A 17,327-nucleotide genomic window follows, 5' to 3' on the forward strand; every position below is an offset into this window, starting at 1 on the left:
TGGGGGTTGTGGCGGATGGGAGGGTGGGTGTGTTTTTTCGTCCCCCCCCCCCCCCCCCCCCCCCCCCCCCACCCGCGCCGAGACGTCCGGCGGACCGGCCGCGACGCAGGTCACGTCCTCCTGCCTCCCTGCCGGTACACCGCGACCGCCACCGCCAGGTCCTCCCATGCCATTCCGCTCGTCTTCACGACCAGGGGACGGTCCGCCGGGGGACGGTCGGCGCGGACGGCCGCTCGCGGGCCGAGCCGATCGGCGATGGTCTCCAGCGACTCCGGGTCGAGCCTGCCCTCCCGCACCGCGAGGACGACGTCTCCCGCCTCGCGGAGCGCGACTTCGCGGCTCTCGACGACGACCGTGGCGCGTCCCATCAGCGCACCGTCGAGCTCCCGTACCGTCGGCTCGTGGGAGCCGACGGCGAGGACGACCGCCGAGTCGCGCACCAGAGTCCCGTCGAGGACCGGTTCGCGGGCCGAGGTCGCCGCGACGATCACGTCCGCGCCACGGACGCGACCGGTGACCGCGGCGTCGTCCGCCGTCAGGTGGCGGTCCGCCCACGCCGGGACGGCACCGCCGCGGCGGGTGACGGCCGTGACGTCGGCGACCGGCACGTGTGCCTGGATCGTGTGCACGTGCCCCTCGCCCTGCGGGCCCGTGCCGAAGACCACCAGCCGCAGCCCGTCCGGCGAGCGGGCCGCGACGGCTCGCAGCCGGTCCAGACAGGCCGCGACCGCGACCGCGGGCGTGCGCAGGGCCGTCAGCGCGACCCCGTCGAGGATCGCGGCGCAGGTCAGCGTCTCGCTGTCGTACAGGAGGTAGGTGGCGTCGATCCGGGGCAGGCCGCGCGCGGCGTTGCCGGGCGCGACGGTCGCGACCTTCACCCCGAACCAGCCGCCGCTCTCCGACGGCATGAGCAGCCCCTGGCCGCCCGCGAGGTCGAGGACGACGCGCGGCACGTCGGCATCCGGGTCGAGTCCCCCGGCCAGTACGTCACGGATCGCGGCGACCGCGGCGACGGGCCCGAGCGCGAAGACGTCCTGGGCGTCGAGGAACACGCTCATCGCAGCACGAACCCGGGCAGCAGGGCGTCACGGGAATCGACGGTGAACCGGCAGGTCCCGGTCGCATGGGCGGTGCCCGTCACCGCCGTGATCACGGCCGGCCCTCCGTGTGCCGTGGTGGACTCAGTGACCCGGGCGTGGAAGACGGAGCCCACCACCGACTCGTGCCGCAGTTCGTCACCGGGACGCATTTCCCCGGTGCCGGCCAGCAGCGCGACCCTGGCCGACGTGCCCGAACCGCACGGGGAACGGTCCACCTGGCCGTCGGCGAACACCGTGATGTTGCGCTGGTGCAGCAGCCGGCTGCCGTCGGTCCGCGGCAGTGGCGGGCGGACCTCCTCGGTGAGGATCGTCCCGTAGACGCCGGAGAGCCGGGCGTCAGAGGGGTGTTCGGCGGCGCCCGTGGCGTTGAGGGCGTCGCGGATCTCACGGCCGACCGCGATCAGCTCGGCAAGGTGCTCCGGGCCGGCCCGCAGGCCGACCGCCGCCGCCGGCAGCACGGCGTACATCGCACCGCCGAAGGCGATGTCGACGGTGACCGTTCCGCGGGACGTCGCGACCTCGACGCCGCGGGCGTGGACATGGCTCGCGACGTTGGTGAAGGTGACGTCCTCGACCAGGCCCCCTCGGGTGCGGACACTCGCCGTGACGCGCCCCGAGGGGACGTCGATCAGGACGTCGGTCACCCCGTCGGCGGGGGCCGCCACCCGGCCCGAGGCGACGGCCCAGGCGCCGAGGGCGATGGTGCCGTGTCCGCACGCCGTCGAGAACCCGTCCTTGTGCCAGAACAGCACTCCCAGATGGGCGCCGTCGTCGTCGGGCGGTACCAGGAAGCCGCCGTACATGTCCGCGTGGCCACGGGGCTCGCCGCACAGGAGCGCGCGGACCCACTGCGCCTCGTCGCTCCGGGTGGCGAGGATCCGGCGCTCGGCGACGGTGAGCCCGTCGCCGGTCAGCGCGGCCGGGCCGTCGGGCACGATCCGGAAGGGCTCACCGCCGGTGTGCCAGTCGATCGTCTCGATCGGTGCGCTTGTCGTCATCCGTCACGCTCCCAGGTATGCCTCGACGACCTGCGGGTCGGCGCGCAACCGCTCGGCCGGCCCGGTCAGGGTGACCCGGCCCGAGTCGATGACATACCCGCGGTGCGCGATCTTCAGCGCGGCTCTCGCGTTCTGCTCGATGAGCAGCACCGACGTGCCCGTCCGGTTGACGGACACGATGGCGTCCATGACCTGGGCCACGATCAGCGGCGCCAGGCCCATCGACGGCTCGTCCAGCATGATCAGCCGGGGCCCGGCGACCAGTGCCCGGCCGATGGCGAGCATCTGCTGCTCACCGCCGGAGAGGGTACCGCCCTGCTGATCGCGGCGCTCGGCCATGCGCGGGAACAGCTCGTAGACCTGTGCGATCCGCTTGTCGATCGACGCGCCGTCGCGCACGGTGTAGCCGCCGAGCTGGAGGTTCTCGTGCACGGTCAGCCGCGAGAAGATCCGCCGGCCCTCGGGTACGTGGACGATTCCGCGTTCGACGATCGACCAGGGCGTCGCCGCTGTGATGTCCTCGCCGTAGGCCGTGACGGTTCCCGCCCGGGACCGGACCACGCCGGAGATCGTCGAGACGGTCGTGGACTTGCCGGCGCCGTTGTTGCCCAGCAGGGCGACGATCTCCCCCTCGCCGACGGTGAGGTCGAGGCCCTTGAGTGCCTCCACCTTTCCGTAGGCGACCTGGAGTCCGCTGATGTCGAGGATCGTTCTCACCACTGCACCTCCGCCGTGCCGGCCGGGCCCGCCTGGGCCGCGATACGTTCGGCCTCCGCGTGCGCCTCGTCGTCCTCCGCGCCGAGGTAGGCCTCGATGACCGCCGGGTCGGACCGGATCGCCGCCGGTGTGCCGTCGGCGATCTCCTTGCCGTAGCTCAGTACGACGATCCGTTCGGACACCTCCATGACCAGGCCCATGTCGTGCTCGATGAGGACCACCGCGATGCCGAGGGCGGCGATCCGCCTCATCAGGCCGAGCAGTTGCTCCTTCTCCCCGTGGTTGAGTCCGGCGGCCGGCTCGTCGAGCAGCAGCATGCGCGGCTCACGGGCCAGCGCACGGGCGATCTCGACGCGCCGCTGCTCGCCGTAGGGGAGGTTGCGGATCTGCGCGGTCCGGTCGGCTGCCATGCCGACGAAGTCGAGCCACTTGTGCGCCTCGTCGGTCGCCGCGTCCTCACTGCGCCGGTAGCGCGGCGTGTGCAGCATCGCGTCGAGGAAGTTCTGCCGGATGCGGACGTGCATGCCCGCGCGCACGTTGTCCAGCACGGTCAGGTCGCCGAAGAGCCGGAGGTTCTGGAACGTGCGTGCGATGCCGCTCGCGGCGATCACGGCCGGCCGCTTCCCGGTGATGTCGGTGCCGTCGAACGTCACCGAGCCCGCGGACGGCTTGTAGAAGCCCGTGATGCAGTTGAACGCGCTGGTCTTGCCGGCGCCGTTCGGGCCGATGACCGACAGCACCTCGCCCGCGTGGACGGAGAACGTCAGGCCGTCGACGGCGCGCACTCCGCCGAAGGAGACCGCCATGTTCCTCACATCGAGGAGCACCTTTTTCACGACGTGCCTTCCTGTGCTCGGCGGCCGCGCCGCCCGGGTTCGCCGGTACGGGCCGGCAGCAGTCCCTGCGGCCGGAAGATCATGACGACGATCAGCAGCAGACCGAAGATGAGATAGCGCCAGTTCTCCGCACCGCGCAGCAGCTCGGGCAGCAGCGAGATGACCACGGCGCCGACCACGACGCCCGGCGTCGACCCCATGCCGCCGAGCACCACGGCCATCAGGATGAGCGCGGACCAGAGGAAGTTGAAGCTCGGCGGGGAGATCGCCGTCTGGTGCGCGGCGAACAGCACGCCCGCGACACCGCCGAAGACCGCGCCCGCGATGTACGCCGCGAACTTCGCCTTGTAGGTGTGGATGCCCATGGCCTCGGCGGCGTCCTCGTCCTCGCGGACGAACCGCCAGGCCCGGCCGATCCGGCCGCGCCCGAGCCGGCTGGAGAAGAGCACGGCGACGATGACGACGGCCGCGGTGACCCAGTACAGCGCGATGTCGGAGCGCAGGCCGAAGTCGCCGAAGCCGGGGATGCCGTACAGGCCGTTCGGTCCGCCGGTGAAGTCCAGGTTGTTCGCCGTGATCCGGATGATCTCCCCGAAACCGAGGGTGACGATGGCCAGGTAGTCGCTGCGCAGCCGGAGCGTCGGCCCGCCGATGACGAGCCCGCCGACGACCGCGGCGGCCACCACGACGGGGATCGTCGCGATCAGGGGCCAGCCGAACCTCGTCGACAGCAGCCCCGCGGTGTAGGCCCCGATCGCGAAGAAGGCGGCGTACCCGAGGTCGAGCAGCCCGCAGAAGCCGACCACGATGTTCAGCCCGACCGCGAGCATCACGAAGATGAGGGCGTCCACCGCGATCTGGATGACGTAGGTGCTGGAGTCGAGGAACGGCAGGGCCAGCGCGGTCACGGCCACGACCAGGCCGAGCCACTTGCTGGCCAGGACGCCCGACACGGCGTCCGCGACCGGCGCACGGCGGGACCGGGGCGTTCCGACGCCCTGGCCGGCGGGCGCGACGTTCGCGGGTGCGCGTTCGTCGACGGCGCTGACGTAGGCCGAGGGCTCTTCGGCCGGGCGGAGGGTGGTTTCGTCTTTCATCACACACGCTCCGTGACGCGTTCGCCGAGCAGCCCGGTGGGGCGCACGGTCAGGAAGAGGATGAGGAAGCCGAACGCGAAGACGTCGCGCCATTCACTGCCGAGGTAGGCGACGCCGAAGGATTCCAGCAGACCGAGCACGACGGCGCCGAGAACGGCTCCGCGCAGGTTGCCGATGCCGCCGATGACCGCCGCGGTGAACGCTTTCAGCCCGATGACGAAGCCCATCAGGAAGTCGATCTTCCCGTAGTAGACGCCGGCCATGACGCCTGCGGCGCCGGCCAGGGCCGAGCCGAGGAAGAAGGTGCGGGAGATGACCCGGTCGACGTTGACGCCCATGAGCAGGCATGCCTTCGGGTCCTGCGAGATGGCCCGCATGGCGCGGCCCGACCGGGTCTTCCGCACCAGGGTGTCGAGGGCGACCATGAGCACGACCGCGATCACCATCATCGCCAGCTGCGCGTAGGTGATGTGCGCGCCCGCCAGGTTCAGGGCGCCCGCGCCGACGCTGATCTGGTACACCTCCGGGTCGGCCCCGAAGGCGACCGCGATGCCGTACTCGAGCGCGAAGCTGGCTCCTACGGCGGTGATGAGCACGGACAGCCGGGGCGCGCTGCGCAGCGGGCGGTAGGCCACCCGCTCCAGGACCATGCCGAAGGTGCCGGTGGCGATCATCGCGATGATCATGATGGCGATGAGCGCGACGAGCCCGCCGCCGAGCGCGCCGGCGCCGGCGCTGAGGACGGTGAAGCCGACGAACGCGCCGAGCATGTAGATGTCGCCGTGCGCGAAGTTGAGCAGTTTGATGATCCCGTAGACCATCGAGTAGCCGAGTGCGACCAGGGCGTAGAAGGAGCCGATGAACAGGCCGCTGAGCACGAGTTGGATGAAGTGGTCCATGCGGTGTTTCCCGGTGCGTGAGGGGAAGCGGCGCCGGGCGGGTGGCCGGCCGGTGTGAACCGGCCACCGGCCGGCGTCACTTGTCGAGGACGAAGTTGTCGTCCTTGACGACGAGGATGTCGAAGCCGCCCACGCTCAGCGTGTGCTGGATGGTGAACTTCAGCGGGCCGGAGAAGATCTCGAAGCCGTCGATCTGCTCGAGCGCCCGGATCACGTCGTCGCCGTCGGTGGAGCCGGCCTTCCTGACCGCCTCCGCGGCGACGCGCACCGCGTCGTACGACTGTGTCGAGTACGGTCCGGGCTCGGAGCCGAACTTCTTCTTGTACTTGTCGACCCACGCCTGGCCGTCGGGGATGGTCTGGGGTGTCTGGGTCATGGTCGCGAACACGCCCTGCGCGTTCTTCCGGCCCGCGATCTTGACGAGCTTGGCGTCGACCGAGCCGTCCGCAATCATGATCCGGCCCTTGTACCCGGCGGCCTTGAGCTGCTTGATGAGCAGTCCGCCCTCCTGGTAGTACCCGGTCCAGTAAACGAAGTCCGCCTTCGAGTCCAGCACGGCGTTGACGGCCCCGGAGTAGTCCGACTCTCCCGCGGTGACCGACTGGTGGTCGGCGATCTTGACGCCGAGCAGGCCCAGTTCGTCCCCGGTGCGGTTGGCGATGTCGGTCGAGTACGAGGTGTTGTCGTCGAGCAGCGCGACGCCCTTGCTGCCCTGCTTCTTGATGAACTTCGACGCCGCCTCGGCCTGCTGGATGCCCGTGCCGTTGATCATGAAGACGTTCCGCTGCTCCGGCGCCAGCAGGTCCGTGGAGTTGGCCGCCGGGATGAGCATCGGGATGTTCGCCTTGTCGAAGATGCTCAGCGTCGGCAGGGTCGCCGAGGAGCAGTAGCCGCCGACGGAGATGTCGATGCCGGCGCTGACCAGCTTGGCGGCGCCGGCGGCGGCCGTCTTCGGGTCGCAGGCCTCGTCCTCGACGGTGAGGGAGAGTTTGCGGCCGTCGATCCCGCCCTTGGCGTTGATCTCGTCGACGGCGAGCTGGGCGCCGTCCTTCATGTAGGGGCCGATGGCGGCGGAACTGCCGGTCAGCGGCGTGAGCATGCCGAGCTTGATGGGGCCGGAACTGTCCTTTCCGGAACTTTCGCCGGTGAGATCACCGCATGCAGTCAGGGTGAGCCCGAGTGCCATGGCGGCGGCCGTCATGGTGCCGCGACGGATGAATGTCATGCCTTACTCCATCTCGCACGGTCCGTGTGCAGAGGGACCGTTCGGTGACCGAAAGTCGCTCCCGGCTGCGCGGTGCCACACACGACAAGATGATGTGTGACATTGCACAGAGGGGCTGTTGTTGGCGTCGGGGACGGAGGTTCCCTGCCCGCGCTTGCGGTGGGCGTTCACCTCCGCCGAGTACTGCTGCACCCTGCTGTGTAATGTGTGACATTGCACAGCAGGGCGCCGACGTGGGCCGAGTTTCGCCGGCACTCGTGGTGGGACACGCGACCCCGCCCACGGTTCTTCTTCAGGTTTCACCGACACACGATGTGGTGTGTGACATTGCACAATCTAGCCGTTCGTGCCGCATCACGGGAGCCCTGTGCACCCTCGTGATGGACACGTGACTTTTTGGCCAACTCCGCCTGTCTCGCAGATGACGTGCGGACGGCGACCGAGCCGGTCAGATCGTGAAGCCGGCCGGGTAGGGGTCGGACGGATCCAGCAGGTACTGCGCGGTTCCGGTGATCCAGGCGCGTCCGGTGACGGACGGCAGGATGCCCGGCCGGTCCCCGACCGTGGTCTCGCCGAGGATGCGCCCGGTGAACCGGGAGCCGATGAACGACTCGTTGACGAAGTCCCGGCCGACCGGCAACTGACCCCTTGCGTGCAACTGCGCCATCCGGGCGCTGGTGCCCGTGCCGCACGGCGACCGGTCGAACCAGCCCGGATGAATCGCCATGGCGTGCCGGGAGTGTTCGGCGGTCGAGCCGGGCGCCTCGAGATAGACGTGATGGCATACGTCGATCTCGGGGTTCTCCGGGTGTGACACCGGGTTCTGTGTGTTGATCGCGTCCATGACGGCCAGCCCGGCGTCGAGCAGCCGCTGCTTCTCCGCCCGGTCGAAGGGGATGCCGAGTTCGTCGAGCCGGACGAAGGCGTAGAAGTTGCCGCCGTAGGCGATGTCGTAGCGCACCGGTCCGTATCCCGGAACGTCGACGACCTGATCCAGCGCGTGGCAGTACGACGCGACGTTTTCCAGGGTCACCGACTCGGCGTGGCCGTCGCGGACCCGCACCCGGGCGGTGACCAGGCCGGCCGGGGTGTCGAGCCGGACCAGGGTGTACGGCTCGGTGACCTCGACCATGCCCGTCTCGACGAGGACGGTCGCCACACCGATGGTGCCGTGCCCGCACATCGGCAGGCAGCCGGAGACCTCGATGTAGAGCACACCGAAGTCGGCGTCCGGCCGGGTCGGCGGCTGCAGGATCGCCCCGGACATCGACGCGTGCCCGCGCGGCTCGCACATGAGCAGGGTGCGCAGGTGGTCGCGTTCCGCGACGAACCGCTGCCGTCGTTCGAACATGGTCGCCCCGGGGAGGACGCCGACACCGCCCGTGATCACACGGGTCGGCATTCCCTCGGTGTGCGAGTCGACGGCGTGGTAGCAGACGGTCGAGCGCATCGTTCAGTTGACTCCGGCGTCGATGAGGGTCTGGGTCGCGGCGCGCACGATCGCCTCCGTCTCCGGGCCGAGCGGCTGCCGGGGCGGGCGGCAGTGGCCACCGCGGCGGCCGATCATGTCCTGGCCGAGCTTGATGGCCTGGACGAACTCCGTCTTGCTGTCCCACCGCAGCACCGGGTGCAGTTGGCGGTACAGGGGCAGGGCGGTGGCGAGGTCACCCGCGACCGAGGCCTCGTACAGCGCGAGGCAGGCCCGGGGGAAGACCTGCGGATAGCCGGCGACCCAGCCCTTGGCGCCGGCGATGCCGACTTCCAGCACGGTGTCGTCGGTGCCGATCATGAGGTCGAGGCCGGGGGCGAGCTCGGCGATCTCGTAGCAGCGCCGGACATCGCCGGAGAACTCCTTGACTCCGACGATGAAGCCCTCGGCGTGCAGCTTGGCCAGCAGTTCCGGGCGCAGGTCGACCTTGGTGTCGATCGGGTTGTTGTACGCGGTGACGGGAAGGCCGACCGACGCCACCATTTCGTAGTGCTCCAGGACCGCGCGGTCGTCGGCGCGGTAGGCGTTGGGCGGCAGGCACATGACGGCCTGGCAGCCGGCGTCCTTGGCGAACTGGGCGTGCCGCTTGGCCTCACTGCCGCCGTAGGCGCCGACGCCCGGCATCACGGTGAACCCCTCGGGCGCGTTGGCCACGGCCGTCTCCACGACCCGGTCGCGCTCCTCCCAGGTGAGGGTCTGGTACTCGCCCAGCGACCCGCTCGGCGCGACACCGTGCAGGCCCTGCTCGGCCAGCCAGGCGACGCTTTCCCCGTAGGCGCCGAAGTCGACGGTGAGGTCGTCGTGGAAGGGGAGGCTGGTCGCCACGATGACGCCGTGCCAGGGCTTGCGGTTGTCGGTCATCTGTACTCCTTGTCGGTTTCTTGCTGGTGTTCATCGAGGTCGGCGAGGGCACCGAGAGTTACCGGCGTCGCGACCAGTCGTTCCGCGGGCGTGTAGGCCCGCTGGTCCCCTGCGGCCAGGCAGTGCACCGCCGGTCCGCACATCCGCCCCTGGCACCAGCCCATGCCGGCCCGGGTCAACTGCTTGACCTGCCGGTGGTCACGTGCCCCGCCGTCGGCGCAGGCGGCGCGGACCGTTCCCGCGGTCACCTCTTCGCACCGGCACACGACGGTCTCGTCGGTCAGCCACGAGGACCATCCCGGCGGGATCGGATGGGCGAGGGCCAGCGCCCGGGCGAAGGCGCGCTGTCGGGCCACCGTGGCACGCAGCGCCTTGAGCGTCCGGCTGCCCGGTACGGGGCCGGCCGAGGAGTCGGTGAGGACGGATGCGGCGGCCAGGCGCCCCTCGGCCACCGCGAGCGGTGCGCCGCCCACCCCGCACGCCTCGCCCGCCGCGTAGAGTCCGGCGACGGTGGTGCGCTGCCCGTCGTCGACGGCGACGGCCGTGTTGCCGTCCTCCTGGTCCGCGAGCTCGCAGCCCAGGGGGATCAGCAGGTCGAGTTGCGGTGTGAAACCCCAGCCGACGCCGATGGCGTCGGCCTCGATCCGTCGTTCCGTGCCCGGTCGCGGGCTGCCGTCGGGGGCGAGGGAGGCGATCCGGACCGACGACACCCGGTCGCCGCCGTCCGCGGCGATGATCGCCGTACGCGGACGGACGCGGACACGGTGGCGCGCGAGCGTGGCGGCGTACCCGGCTCCTTCCGCCCACTTGCCCGGGTTGCGCAGCAGGGCGCCCGGGTGCCGGAGCCAGGCCAGCGGGCCGGCCGCCTCGCAGACGGTGACCACCTCGACCCCGCGTGCCGCGAGACCCGCGGCCACCGGGAGCAGGAACGGGCCGGTGCCGCCCAGCACGACGCGGCTGCCGGCCGCGACTCCGCCGCCCTTGAGCAGTGCCTGGAGCCCGCCGACGGTGAGCACGCCCGGCAAGTCCCACCCGGGGAAGGGCAGTTGCCGGTCGTAGGCGCCCGTCGCCACCAGGAGCCTGGGCGCGCGGAGGGTCACGGCGGTCTCCTGCGGGGGCTCGCGCCGGTCGACGGCGTGGACCGCGAACCCGTCTTCCTCGCGGACGGCGGACCACACATGGTGCGCCAGGCGCAGGTCGAGCCGTCCCGCTGCCCGGGCCGCCGACAGCTCACGCTCCAGAGCGCGGTACTCGCGCAGCCCGTGGTGGAGGTCCTCGGTCGCGATCGCCGCTCGCGCGTTCTCGGGCGGATGCCGCCAGAACTGCCCGCCGACGGCGGTGCCGGAGTCGACGAGCACGACGCGCAGTCCACCGGCCACAGCCGTGGCCGCCGCCGCCATGCCGGCCGGGCCCGCGCCCACGATGATCAGGTCGCCCGTCTCACTCATCGTCGCTCTCCCCTGTCGTGACGGTCATGCCCGCACGTGCCAGGACCAGGCAGGCGCGTTGCCCGCCCGCTCCGTCGATCGTCACCAGGCAGTCGAAGCAGACACCGATCCCGCAGAAGACGCCGCGCGGGCGCCGCCGGACGCGGGTGGTGCGCCAGGCGACCCGGTCCGCGGCCACCAGGGCCGCGGCGACGGTCTGGCCGTCGACGAACGGCAGTGGTCTTCCATCCATGATGAATTCGTTCATCGGGGCGCACCTCGGGAGGCGAAGAAGCGGTCGGGCAGGAAATCGGTGTGTGCCGCCGGGTCGGCGCCGCGCCAGGGGCGGCCGAGCAGGTGGGCGGTCACGAGCGCGCCGGTCGCGGGAGCGAGACCGATCCCCGCGCCCTCGTGGCCACACGCGTGGATGATCCCCGGGACCCGGGGGTCGGGGCCGATGACCGGCAGGTGGTCCGGACAGTACGGCCGGAATCCGCGGTAGGCGCGGATCAGGTGGACCTTCCTCAGGAAGGGGAACAACCGGCATGCCTGCGCGGCGAGTCTGGTGACCACAGCGGCGTTCATGGTCATGTCGAAGCCGACGCGTTCGCGGCTGGCGCCGATCAGGATCGTGCCGCCCGGCGTGCCCTCGACGACACCGGAGGTCTCCAGTCCCGCGTCGGACGAGGCGACGTTGGCGACGTAGTCGGCGGAGTAGACCTTGTGCCGGACCATGGGCGGCAGCGGTTCGGTCACCAGGACGAAGCCCCGGCGGGGCAGCACCTCCAGGGGCGCGCCGAGCCGGCGGCCGAGCTCACCGCCCCAGGTCCCGGCGGCGTTGACGACGGCATCGGCGGAAACGGTGTCACCGGCCGCCGTCCGGACACCGTTGATCCGGCCGTCGCGGTCGGTCGTCGCCGCCACGACCTCACCCGTCCGGAAGCGGGCGCCGCGTGCCATGGCGGCGCGCAGTAGTGCGGCGGCCGCGAGAACGGGCTGCACCTGGGCGTCCTGGGGGTAGTGGACGCCGCCGGGAATCCCCGGCGCGAGGTGGGGTTCCAGGTCGTGCACGTGCTCGACCGGTTCGACGCGGACGCCGGCTTCCGCCTGCCGTGCGGCGAACGCGCGCAGCGCCGCGAGGCCCTCGGCCGAGCTCGCGACGACCAGGCCGCCCTTGGGTTCCAGCTCGAAGGAGTCCCGTCCGAGCTCCTCGCCGGTCTCGTCCCACAGCGTGCGGCTCAGGCGGGCCAGATCGAGTTCGGGGCCGGGTTTCTTGTCGGAGAGAAGGACGTTGCCCTCTCCCCGGCTCGTCGTCCCGGCGCCGACGGGCCCGCGGTCCACGACCGTGACGTCCATCCCCGCCGAGGCGGCGTGGAAGGCACACGCGGCGCCGATGACACCCGCGCCCACCACAACGACCTTGAGGCTCACCGGCCCGCCCTCCTCGACATGTCTGTGCAATGTCACATGCTATTGCTTAGGCTATACATCCGATCGCCCCGAAGACAACGACAACGTCAGCGTGACTTTGTCGAGACGTTCGTCCTGGACGGACGAAGGGATGGAGCACTGTGAACCCGACCGGAAACTCGATCGTCGCCGGCCAAGACGTCCCTGGCACGGGGGAAGCGTGGCGGGCCGTGGTGGCCGCCACCGGCGAACCGTCGGGCCCCGAACTGCGGGACGCCGCACCGGACCAGGTCGCGCGGGCAGCGCGGCAGGCCGCCTCGGCCGCGCGTGAGTACCGCGCCGTGCCCGCGCACCGGCGGGCCGCCTTCCTCGACGCCTGCGCGGAGGAGATCGAGGCCCTCGGCGACGGCCTCCTGACGCTCGCGGCGCTCGAGTCCGGACTGCCGCCGGCCCGCCTGACCGGCGAACGAGCCCGCACCTGCGCGCAGTTGCGCATGTTCGCCGACCTGGTCCGCGGCGGGGACGCGCTCGGGGTCCGGGTCGACTCCGCGCTTCCCGAGCGCCGGCCGCTGCCGCGACCGGACCTGCGGCTGCGCAAGATACCCGTGGGACCCGTTGCCGTTTTCGGGGCCGGCAACTTCCCGCTGGCCTTCTCCGTCGCCGGCGGGGACACCGCCTCCGCCCTCGCCGCGGGCTGCCCGGTCGTCGCCAAGGCGCATCCGGCTCACCCCGGCACCTGTGAACTCGTCGCACGCGCCGTCACCGCCGCCGCCCGGCGCACCGGGATGCCCGCCGGCGTCTTCTCGCTGCTGGTCGGCCGCGGCGTCGAAGTCGGCCAGGCGCTGGTGCGCGACCCACGGATCGCGGCCGTCGGATTCACCGGTTCCCGCAGCGGCGGCCTCGCGCTCCTCGCCGCCGCCAACGCCCGCCCGGTGCCCGTCCCGGTCTACGCCGAGATGTCGTCGGTCAACCCCGTGATCGTCCTCGACGGCGCGCTGGCCGATCCGGAACCGCTCGCCGACGCGTACGTGACGTCGCTGACCAACGGCTCGGGACAGTTCTGCACCAACCCCGGCCTGCTCCTGCTGCCGGCGGGCGACGCCGGCGACGCCTTCCGCGAGGCCGTGGCGGATTCCGTGGCCGGCACCACCGGCCAGGTCATGCTCACCCCCGGCATCGCGGACGGCTTCGCCCGGGGAGTCCGGCAGTGGGCCGCCGTCGACGGTGTCCGCGTGGTGGCCCAAGGGGCGCCCGGGGAAAGCCCGTACGCCCCCGGTCCGCTCGTCCTCGAGTGCGACGCGGCGACCTACGCGGCCCACGAGGACCTCACCGGTGAGGTCTTCGGCGCCGCGGGGCTCATCGTGCGGTGGTCGGGAGCCGACGAACTCGTCACGCTGATGGAGCGCATGGAAGGGCAGCTGACAGCCACCGTGCACGGGACCGACGCCGACCTGGCGACGGCCGAACGCCTCCTGCCGGTCCTGGAGGACCGCGCCGGGCGCGTCGTGTGGGGCGGCTGGCCCACCGGCGTCGAGGTGTCCCACGCCATGGTGCACGGTGGCCCGTGGCCGGCGACGTCCGCACCCGGAACGACGAGTGTCGGCACCCTGGCCGTCGAACGCTGGCTCCGGCCGGTCTGCTACCAGTCGTTCCCCGACGCACTCCTCCCCCAGGAGCTGCGTGCCGGCAATCCGCTGGGGGTCGCCCGGCTCGTCGACGGGGCGCGTGAGACGCGAGCCGAGTGACACCGTCACCGACCCGGGCGTGCTCACACCGCCAGACCGCGTCGGCGCCCGGCACGGACGTACCCGTGCCGGGCGGCTCGCGGGTCAGGCGGTCTTGGCGACGGTCAGCAGGACGGCCGCGTCCTCCAGCGCCTCGAGGCTGTGGCGGGTCTGGGGGATGACGATCAGGTCGCCGGCGCGTCCGTCCCAGGAGGTGTCGCCGCTGACGAGTCGTACCCGTCCGCGCAGCACCTGCAGGGTCGCCTCGCCGGGGCTGTCGTGTTCGGCCAGCACGGTGCCGGCGGTCAGGGCGAGCAGGGTCTGGCGCAGCGTGTGCTCGTGACCGCCGTACACGGTCGCGGCGCTGCGTCCGGCGGGGGCCGCCGCGGCACGTTCGAGGTGTTCGCGGGCCTCGGCGTCGAGGGAGAGCTTCTGCATGGGTGCGGTCTCCGGGGAGTCGGGGGCTGCCGGGTTCTCACCCTACGTGCCGGTCAGTGCCGCACGCCGGTCCCGGCACCGTCCGGCTCCGCACGGCCTTCCGGCTCCGGACGCCCTGCTGCCTCCGCACGGCCGTCCGGCTCGCCCCGGCCGTCCGGCGGCTGCGGTGGTCGGGGCGCCGCCTCCGGGAGGTGCCGCCGCCGTCGCGGAGGGTTCAGCGCCGTCCGGCCGGTGCCGGGGAACCCCGGCGTCGACACGCTGCGGATCTCCAGCGGGCCGGGCAGGCGGCGGAGCAGTTCGCGTTCCAGACGGTTGTGCAGGGTGAACCAGGCGGCGGGGCAGCCGTGGCAGGCGCCGCCGAGGCGGACGGTCACCACGCCGTCGCGGACGTCGACGAGGTCGATGGTGCCGCCGTGGGAGCGGGCGAAGTCGCCCACCGGCCCGGCGAGCACGTCGCGCGCCGCCGCGTAGGCCGCCGTGTCGGCGTACGAGCCGTCGTCGGCGGCGGCCGGGGTCCATCCGGCGGGGTCGTCGAGGGCGGCGTGCAGCGCGGTGCGCACCCGGGCGCCCTCCTGGGACCAGGAGCGGCCCTCCGTCAGGTCGGTGACGACGGCGGACGGCTCGACGGTGATCCGGCTCAGGGTGCCGTCGGCGAGCAGCGCCGCCAGCGGAGCGGGGACGGCGGCCATCGGGCCGGCGCACGGCAGGGCGTCGGCGGGGACGATCCAGCGCAGCCGGCCGGGCTCGCCGGGGACCGGCTGGGGGTGCATGGGGATCACGGCCGTGCCTCACCCGCTCAGCAGGAGGGTGAGGGTGCGGGCCAGGTAGGCCATGAGCCAGGCCAGCGTGGTGAGGTAGGTGAAGGCGATCGCGGGCCATCGCCAGGTGCCGGTCTCCCGGCGCAGCACCGCCACGGTGGCCATGCACTGCAGCGCGTAGACGAACCAGACCAGCAGCGCGGCGATGGTGGCGGGCACGAACACCCGCTCCCCGGCGTGCGGCCCGTCGGAGTAGGTCATGTCCCGCAGCGCTTGCGTCGGGTGCTCGGGGTTCTCGGCGGCGGCGACCTGGCCGATGGTGGCGACGAACGTCTCCCGCGCGGCCTGCGCCGACAGCACGCCGACGTTGACGCGCCAGTCGAAGCCGAGCGGGTCGAAGACGGGGGCGGCCAGGCGGCCCAGGCCGGCCGCGTAGCTGTGATCGACGGTGTAGGCGGACACGGCCGTCCGGTCGGCGGTGTCGACGCCGTCGGCCCGCATCTGGGCCGTCGAGTGCACCGGCAGGTTGAGCAGCAGCCACAGCACGATGCTGGTGGCGGCGATGACGGTCGAGCACTTGCGCAGGAACGACCGCGCCGAGGACCACATCGCCACCAGGACCGCGCGCGGGGCGGGCAGCCGGTAGGGCGGCATCTCCATGAAGAAGGGGATCGCCTCGCCGTCGCGGTCGCCGAGCTTCTTGAACGCCCAGGCGGCCAGCAGCGCGGAGACGGCGCCCAGCAGGTACAGGCCGAACATGACCAGGCCCTGCGCCCCGAACGGGCCGACCCGGTCGGACGGGTCCACCAGCAGGCCGATGAGCAGCACGTAGACCGGCAGCCGCGCGGAGCAGGTCATCAGCGGGGCGGCCATCATGGTGGCCAGGCGGTCCTTGGCGGAGGGCAGCGTGCGGGTGGCCATGATGCCGGGGATGGCGCAGGCGAACGACGACAGCAGCGCCACGAAGGCCCGGCCCTCCAGGCCGAAGCGGGCCATCACCCGGTCCATCAGGAACGCCGCCCGCGCCAGGTAGCCCACCCCCTCCAGCAGGGCCAGCAGCAGGAACAGCAGGGCGATCTGCGGGACGAAGACGAGGACGCTGCCGACGCCGCCGATCAGCGCGTCGCCCAGCAGCCCGGCCAGCCACCGGTTGCCGACGTGGTCGGACACCAGGCCGCCCAGCCAGGAGAACAGCGACTCGACCGCGCCCTGCAGCGGGGCGGCCACCGTGAAGACGGTCTGGAAGAACGCCGCCATCACCGCGAAGAACACCGCCGTGCCCCACACCGGGTGCAGCAGGACCGCGTCGACCCGCTGGGTGACCCGGTGCCGTTCCGGCGGCCGGTAGCCGGCGAAGGCCAGCACCGACCGGCCCCAGGCGTCCCGCTCGTCCGGCTCGGTGGGCGGCGCCACCGCGGGGACGGTCCAGGAGCGCCATTCGGCGATCTGCTCGCGCAGCCGCGCGATGCCGTGTCCGCGGTGGCCGACCACCGGCAGCACCGGCACGCCCAGCGCCTGCTGGAGCGCCTCGACGTCCAGCCGGCCCTGGCGGCGGGCCAGCTCGTCGGTGAACGTCACCACCACGCAGGTGGGCAGCCCGCGGGCCAGCAGCTGGGCGAGGAACCCCAGCGAGCGCCGCAGGGTGGTGGCGTCCACGACGGCCAGCAGCGCGTCCGGACGGTCCACGCCGTCGATCCGGCCGTCCAGCACGTCGACGGCGATCTTCTCGTCCGGGCTGACCGGCTCCAGGCCGTAGGTGCCGGGCAGGTCCTCGACGACGAAGCGCTGCCCGCCCGCCCGGCAGGTGCCGACGAAGCGGGAGACGGTCACGCCGGGGTAGTTGCCGGTCTTGGCGCGCAGCCCGGTCAGGCCGTTGAAGACGCTGGTCTTGCCGGAGTTGGGGGCGCCGACCAGGGCGATGTGCGGCGCCTCGGTGAGGGTGGTCCCCCCGCCCTCGGCGTCGTGGCAGCCGGCGCTCACCGCGCTTCCTCGGCGACGCGCACCCGCACGCAGCCCGCCTGCGCCCGGCGCAGGCACACCTCGTAGTCCCGGACGCGGTAGACGACCGGATCGCGCAACGGCGCCCGCCGCACCACCTCCACCTCGGTGCCCGGGACGAACCCCAGGTCGTGCAGCCGGCGGATCACGTGCGGCGGCTCGGCGCCGCCGACGTCGGCCACCACCGCGCGGGCACCGGGCGGCAGGTCCGCCAGCGGGCGCGACGTCACGTCGTCGGCGGCCTCCCGGCCGTCTGTCTCCTCGCGGACCCCGCCGATACCAGTCATGCGCCTCTCCAGCAGCCCGTGCCCCATGAGACCCGCCTCATGAGGGGCCTCGGTAAGGGAAGG

Annotated in this window: 17 protein-coding genes; 1 reads left to right on the plus strand and 16 read right to left on the minus strand. The window is 72.4% G+C overall.

The features are described 5' to 3' along the window. Positions 1–110: 110 nt before the first annotated feature. The 12 genes from ACZ5GT_RS16150 to ACZ5GT_RS16205 all read right to left on the minus strand — a co-directional run bounded on the left by ACZ5GT_RS16150 (position 111) and on the right by ACZ5GT_RS16205 (position 12,080). A complete protein-coding gene (locus ACZ5GT_RS16150; RefSeq protein WP_469022687.1) occupies positions 111–1,058 on the minus strand; it encodes an ornithine cyclodeaminase family protein in 948 nt (315 codons plus the stop codon). Continuing rightward, complete coding sequence (locus ACZ5GT_RS16155; RefSeq protein WP_469022690.1) at positions 1,055–2,098, minus strand: proline racemase family protein; 1,044 nt, start codon at positions 2,096–2,098, stop codon at positions 1,055–1,057. The genes ACZ5GT_RS16150 and ACZ5GT_RS16155 overlap by 4 nt, the downstream gene beginning before the upstream one ends. A 3-nt stretch (positions 2,099–2,101) precedes the next feature. Then, entirely contained in the window at positions 2,102–2,815 is a 714-nt protein-coding gene (locus ACZ5GT_RS16160) for an ABC transporter ATP-binding protein (protein ID WP_469022693.1), read from the minus strand. Beyond that, positions 2,812–3,651: an ABC transporter ATP-binding protein gene (locus ACZ5GT_RS16165; protein WP_469022696.1), complete on the minus strand. Its 840-nt coding sequence runs from the start codon at positions 3,649–3,651 to the stop codon at positions 2,812–2,814. Before ACZ5GT_RS16165 ends, ACZ5GT_RS16160 begins: the two co-directional genes overlap by 4 nt. Beyond that, positions 3,648–4,748 (minus strand): branched-chain amino acid ABC transporter permease, encoded by a 1,101-nt coding sequence (locus ACZ5GT_RS16170; RefSeq protein ID WP_469022701.1) that lies wholly within the window; start codon positions 4,746–4,748, stop codon positions 3,648–3,650. Before ACZ5GT_RS16170 ends, ACZ5GT_RS16165 begins: the two co-directional genes overlap by 4 nt. Further along, positions 4,748–5,647: a branched-chain amino acid ABC transporter permease gene (locus tag ACZ5GT_RS16175; protein WP_469022706.1), complete on the minus strand. Its 900-nt coding sequence runs from the start codon at positions 5,645–5,647 to the stop codon at positions 4,748–4,750. Before ACZ5GT_RS16175 ends, ACZ5GT_RS16170 begins: the two co-directional genes overlap by 1 nt. A 76-nt stretch (positions 5,648–5,723) precedes the next feature. After that, positions 5,724–6,872, minus strand: coding sequence for a branched-chain amino acid ABC transporter substrate-binding protein (locus ACZ5GT_RS16180; RefSeq protein ID WP_469022711.1), 1,149 nt, complete (start codon positions 6,870–6,872; stop codon positions 5,724–5,726). A 448-nt stretch (positions 6,873–7,320) separates the two neighbouring features. Next, complete coding sequence (locus tag ACZ5GT_RS16185; RefSeq protein WP_469022714.1) at positions 7,321–8,322, minus strand: proline racemase family protein; 1,002 nt, start codon at positions 8,320–8,322, stop codon at positions 7,321–7,323. Between the two features lie 3 nt (positions 8,323–8,325). Continuing rightward, positions 8,326–9,222 (minus strand): dihydrodipicolinate synthase family protein, encoded by an 897-nt coding sequence (locus ACZ5GT_RS16190; RefSeq protein WP_469022716.1) that lies wholly within the window; start codon positions 9,220–9,222, stop codon positions 8,326–8,328. Beyond that, on the minus strand, positions 9,219–10,670 hold the full coding sequence (locus ACZ5GT_RS16195) for an FAD/NAD(P)-dependent oxidoreductase (protein ID WP_469022719.1): 1,452 nt from the start codon (positions 10,668–10,670) through the stop codon (positions 9,219–9,221). Before ACZ5GT_RS16195 ends, ACZ5GT_RS16190 begins: the two co-directional genes overlap by 4 nt. Beyond that, the gene (locus ACZ5GT_RS16200; protein ID WP_469022721.1) at positions 10,663–10,917 is read right to left on the minus strand and encodes a (2Fe-2S)-binding protein; all 255 of its coding nucleotides are present in this window, start codon (positions 10,915–10,917) and stop codon (positions 10,663–10,665) included. The genes ACZ5GT_RS16195 and ACZ5GT_RS16200 overlap by 8 nt, the downstream gene beginning before the upstream one ends. Continuing rightward, positions 10,914–12,080 (minus strand): NAD(P)/FAD-dependent oxidoreductase, encoded by a 1,167-nt coding sequence (locus ACZ5GT_RS16205; RefSeq protein ID WP_469023198.1) that lies wholly within the window; start codon positions 12,078–12,080, stop codon positions 10,914–10,916. The genes ACZ5GT_RS16200 and ACZ5GT_RS16205 overlap by 4 nt, the downstream gene beginning before the upstream one ends. Positions 12,081–12,220: 140 nt before the next feature. On the opposite strand from ACZ5GT_RS16205, the gene ACZ5GT_RS16210 reads away from it, so the two are divergent. Next, positions 12,221–13,804, plus strand: a complete 1,584-nt coding sequence (locus ACZ5GT_RS16210; RefSeq protein ID WP_469022725.1) for an aldehyde dehydrogenase (NADP(+)) — start codon at positions 12,221–12,223, stop codon at positions 13,802–13,804. Between the two features lie 84 nt (positions 13,805–13,888). Here the strand turns inward: ACZ5GT_RS16210 and ACZ5GT_RS16215 are convergent, their stop codons facing one another. The 4 genes from ACZ5GT_RS16215 to ACZ5GT_RS16230 are packed head-to-tail and all read right to left on the minus strand — an operon-like array spanning position 13,889 to position 17,264. Further along, complete coding sequence (locus ACZ5GT_RS16215; RefSeq protein WP_469022728.1) at positions 13,889–14,221, minus strand: cupin domain-containing protein; 333 nt, start codon at positions 14,219–14,221, stop codon at positions 13,889–13,891. Positions 14,222–14,274: 53 nt separating this feature from the next. Then, positions 14,275–14,991, minus strand: a complete 717-nt coding sequence (locus ACZ5GT_RS16220; RefSeq protein WP_469023201.1) for a NifU family protein — start codon at positions 14,989–14,991, stop codon at positions 14,275–14,277. Between the two features lie 18 nt (positions 14,992–15,009). Further along, entirely contained in the window at positions 15,010–16,959 is a 1,950-nt protein-coding gene (gene feoB, locus ACZ5GT_RS16225) for a ferrous iron transporter B (RefSeq protein ID WP_469022733.1), read from the minus strand. Then, a complete protein-coding gene (locus ACZ5GT_RS16230) occupies positions 16,956–17,264 on the minus strand; it encodes a FeoA family protein (RefSeq protein WP_469022736.1) in 309 nt (102 codons plus the stop codon). Before ACZ5GT_RS16230 ends, feoB begins: the two co-directional genes overlap by 4 nt. Positions 17,265–17,327 lie beyond the last annotated feature (63 nt).

Source organism: Streptomyces sp. NPDC031340 (assembly GCF_055569945.1).

Bases quoted from the DNA above. Each gene is read 5' to 3' on its own strand.
- ACZ5GT_RS16220 (WP_469023201.1), bottom strand. From the start codon at position 14,991: ATGCACCCCCAGCCGGTCCCCGGCGAGCCCGGCCGGCTGCGCTGGATC.
- ACZ5GT_RS16180 (WP_469022711.1), bottom strand. From the start codon at position 6,872: ATGACATTCATCCGTCGCGGCACCATGACGGCCGCCGCCATGGCACTC.
- ACZ5GT_RS16230 (WP_469022736.1), bottom strand. From the start codon at position 17,264: ATGACTGGTATCGGCGGGGTCCGCGAGGAGACAGACGGCCGGGAGGCC.
- ACZ5GT_RS16215 (WP_469022728.1), bottom strand. From the start codon at position 14,221: ATGCAGAAGCTCTCCCTCGACGCCGAGGCCCGCGAACACCTCGAACGT.
- ACZ5GT_RS16175 (WP_469022706.1), bottom strand. From the start codon at position 5,647: ATGGACCACTTCATCCAACTCGTGCTCAGCGGCCTGTTCATCGGCTCC.
- ACZ5GT_RS16200 (WP_469022721.1), bottom strand. From the start codon at position 10,917: ATGAACGAATTCATCATGGATGGAAGACCACTGCCGTTCGTCGACGGC.
- ACZ5GT_RS16150 (WP_469022687.1), bottom strand. From the start codon at position 1,058: ATGAGCGTGTTCCTCGACGCCCAGGACGTCTTCGCGCTCGGGCCCGTC.
- ACZ5GT_RS16185 (WP_469022714.1), bottom strand. From the start codon at position 8,322: ATGCGCTCGACCGTCTGCTACCACGCCGTCGACTCGCACACCGAGGGA.
- ACZ5GT_RS16155 (WP_469022690.1), bottom strand. From the start codon at position 2,098: ATGACGACAAGCGCACCGATCGAGACGATCGACTGGCACACCGGCGGT.
- ACZ5GT_RS16190 (WP_469022716.1), bottom strand. From the start codon at position 9,222: ATGACCGACAACCGCAAGCCCTGGCACGGCGTCATCGTGGCGACCAGC.
- ACZ5GT_RS16170 (WP_469022701.1), bottom strand. From the start codon at position 4,748: ATGAAAGACGAAACCACCCTCCGCCCGGCCGAAGAGCCCTCGGCCTAC.
- ACZ5GT_RS16195 (WP_469022719.1), bottom strand. From the start codon at position 10,670: ATGAGTGAGACGGGCGACCTGATCATCGTGGGCGCGGGCCCGGCCGGC.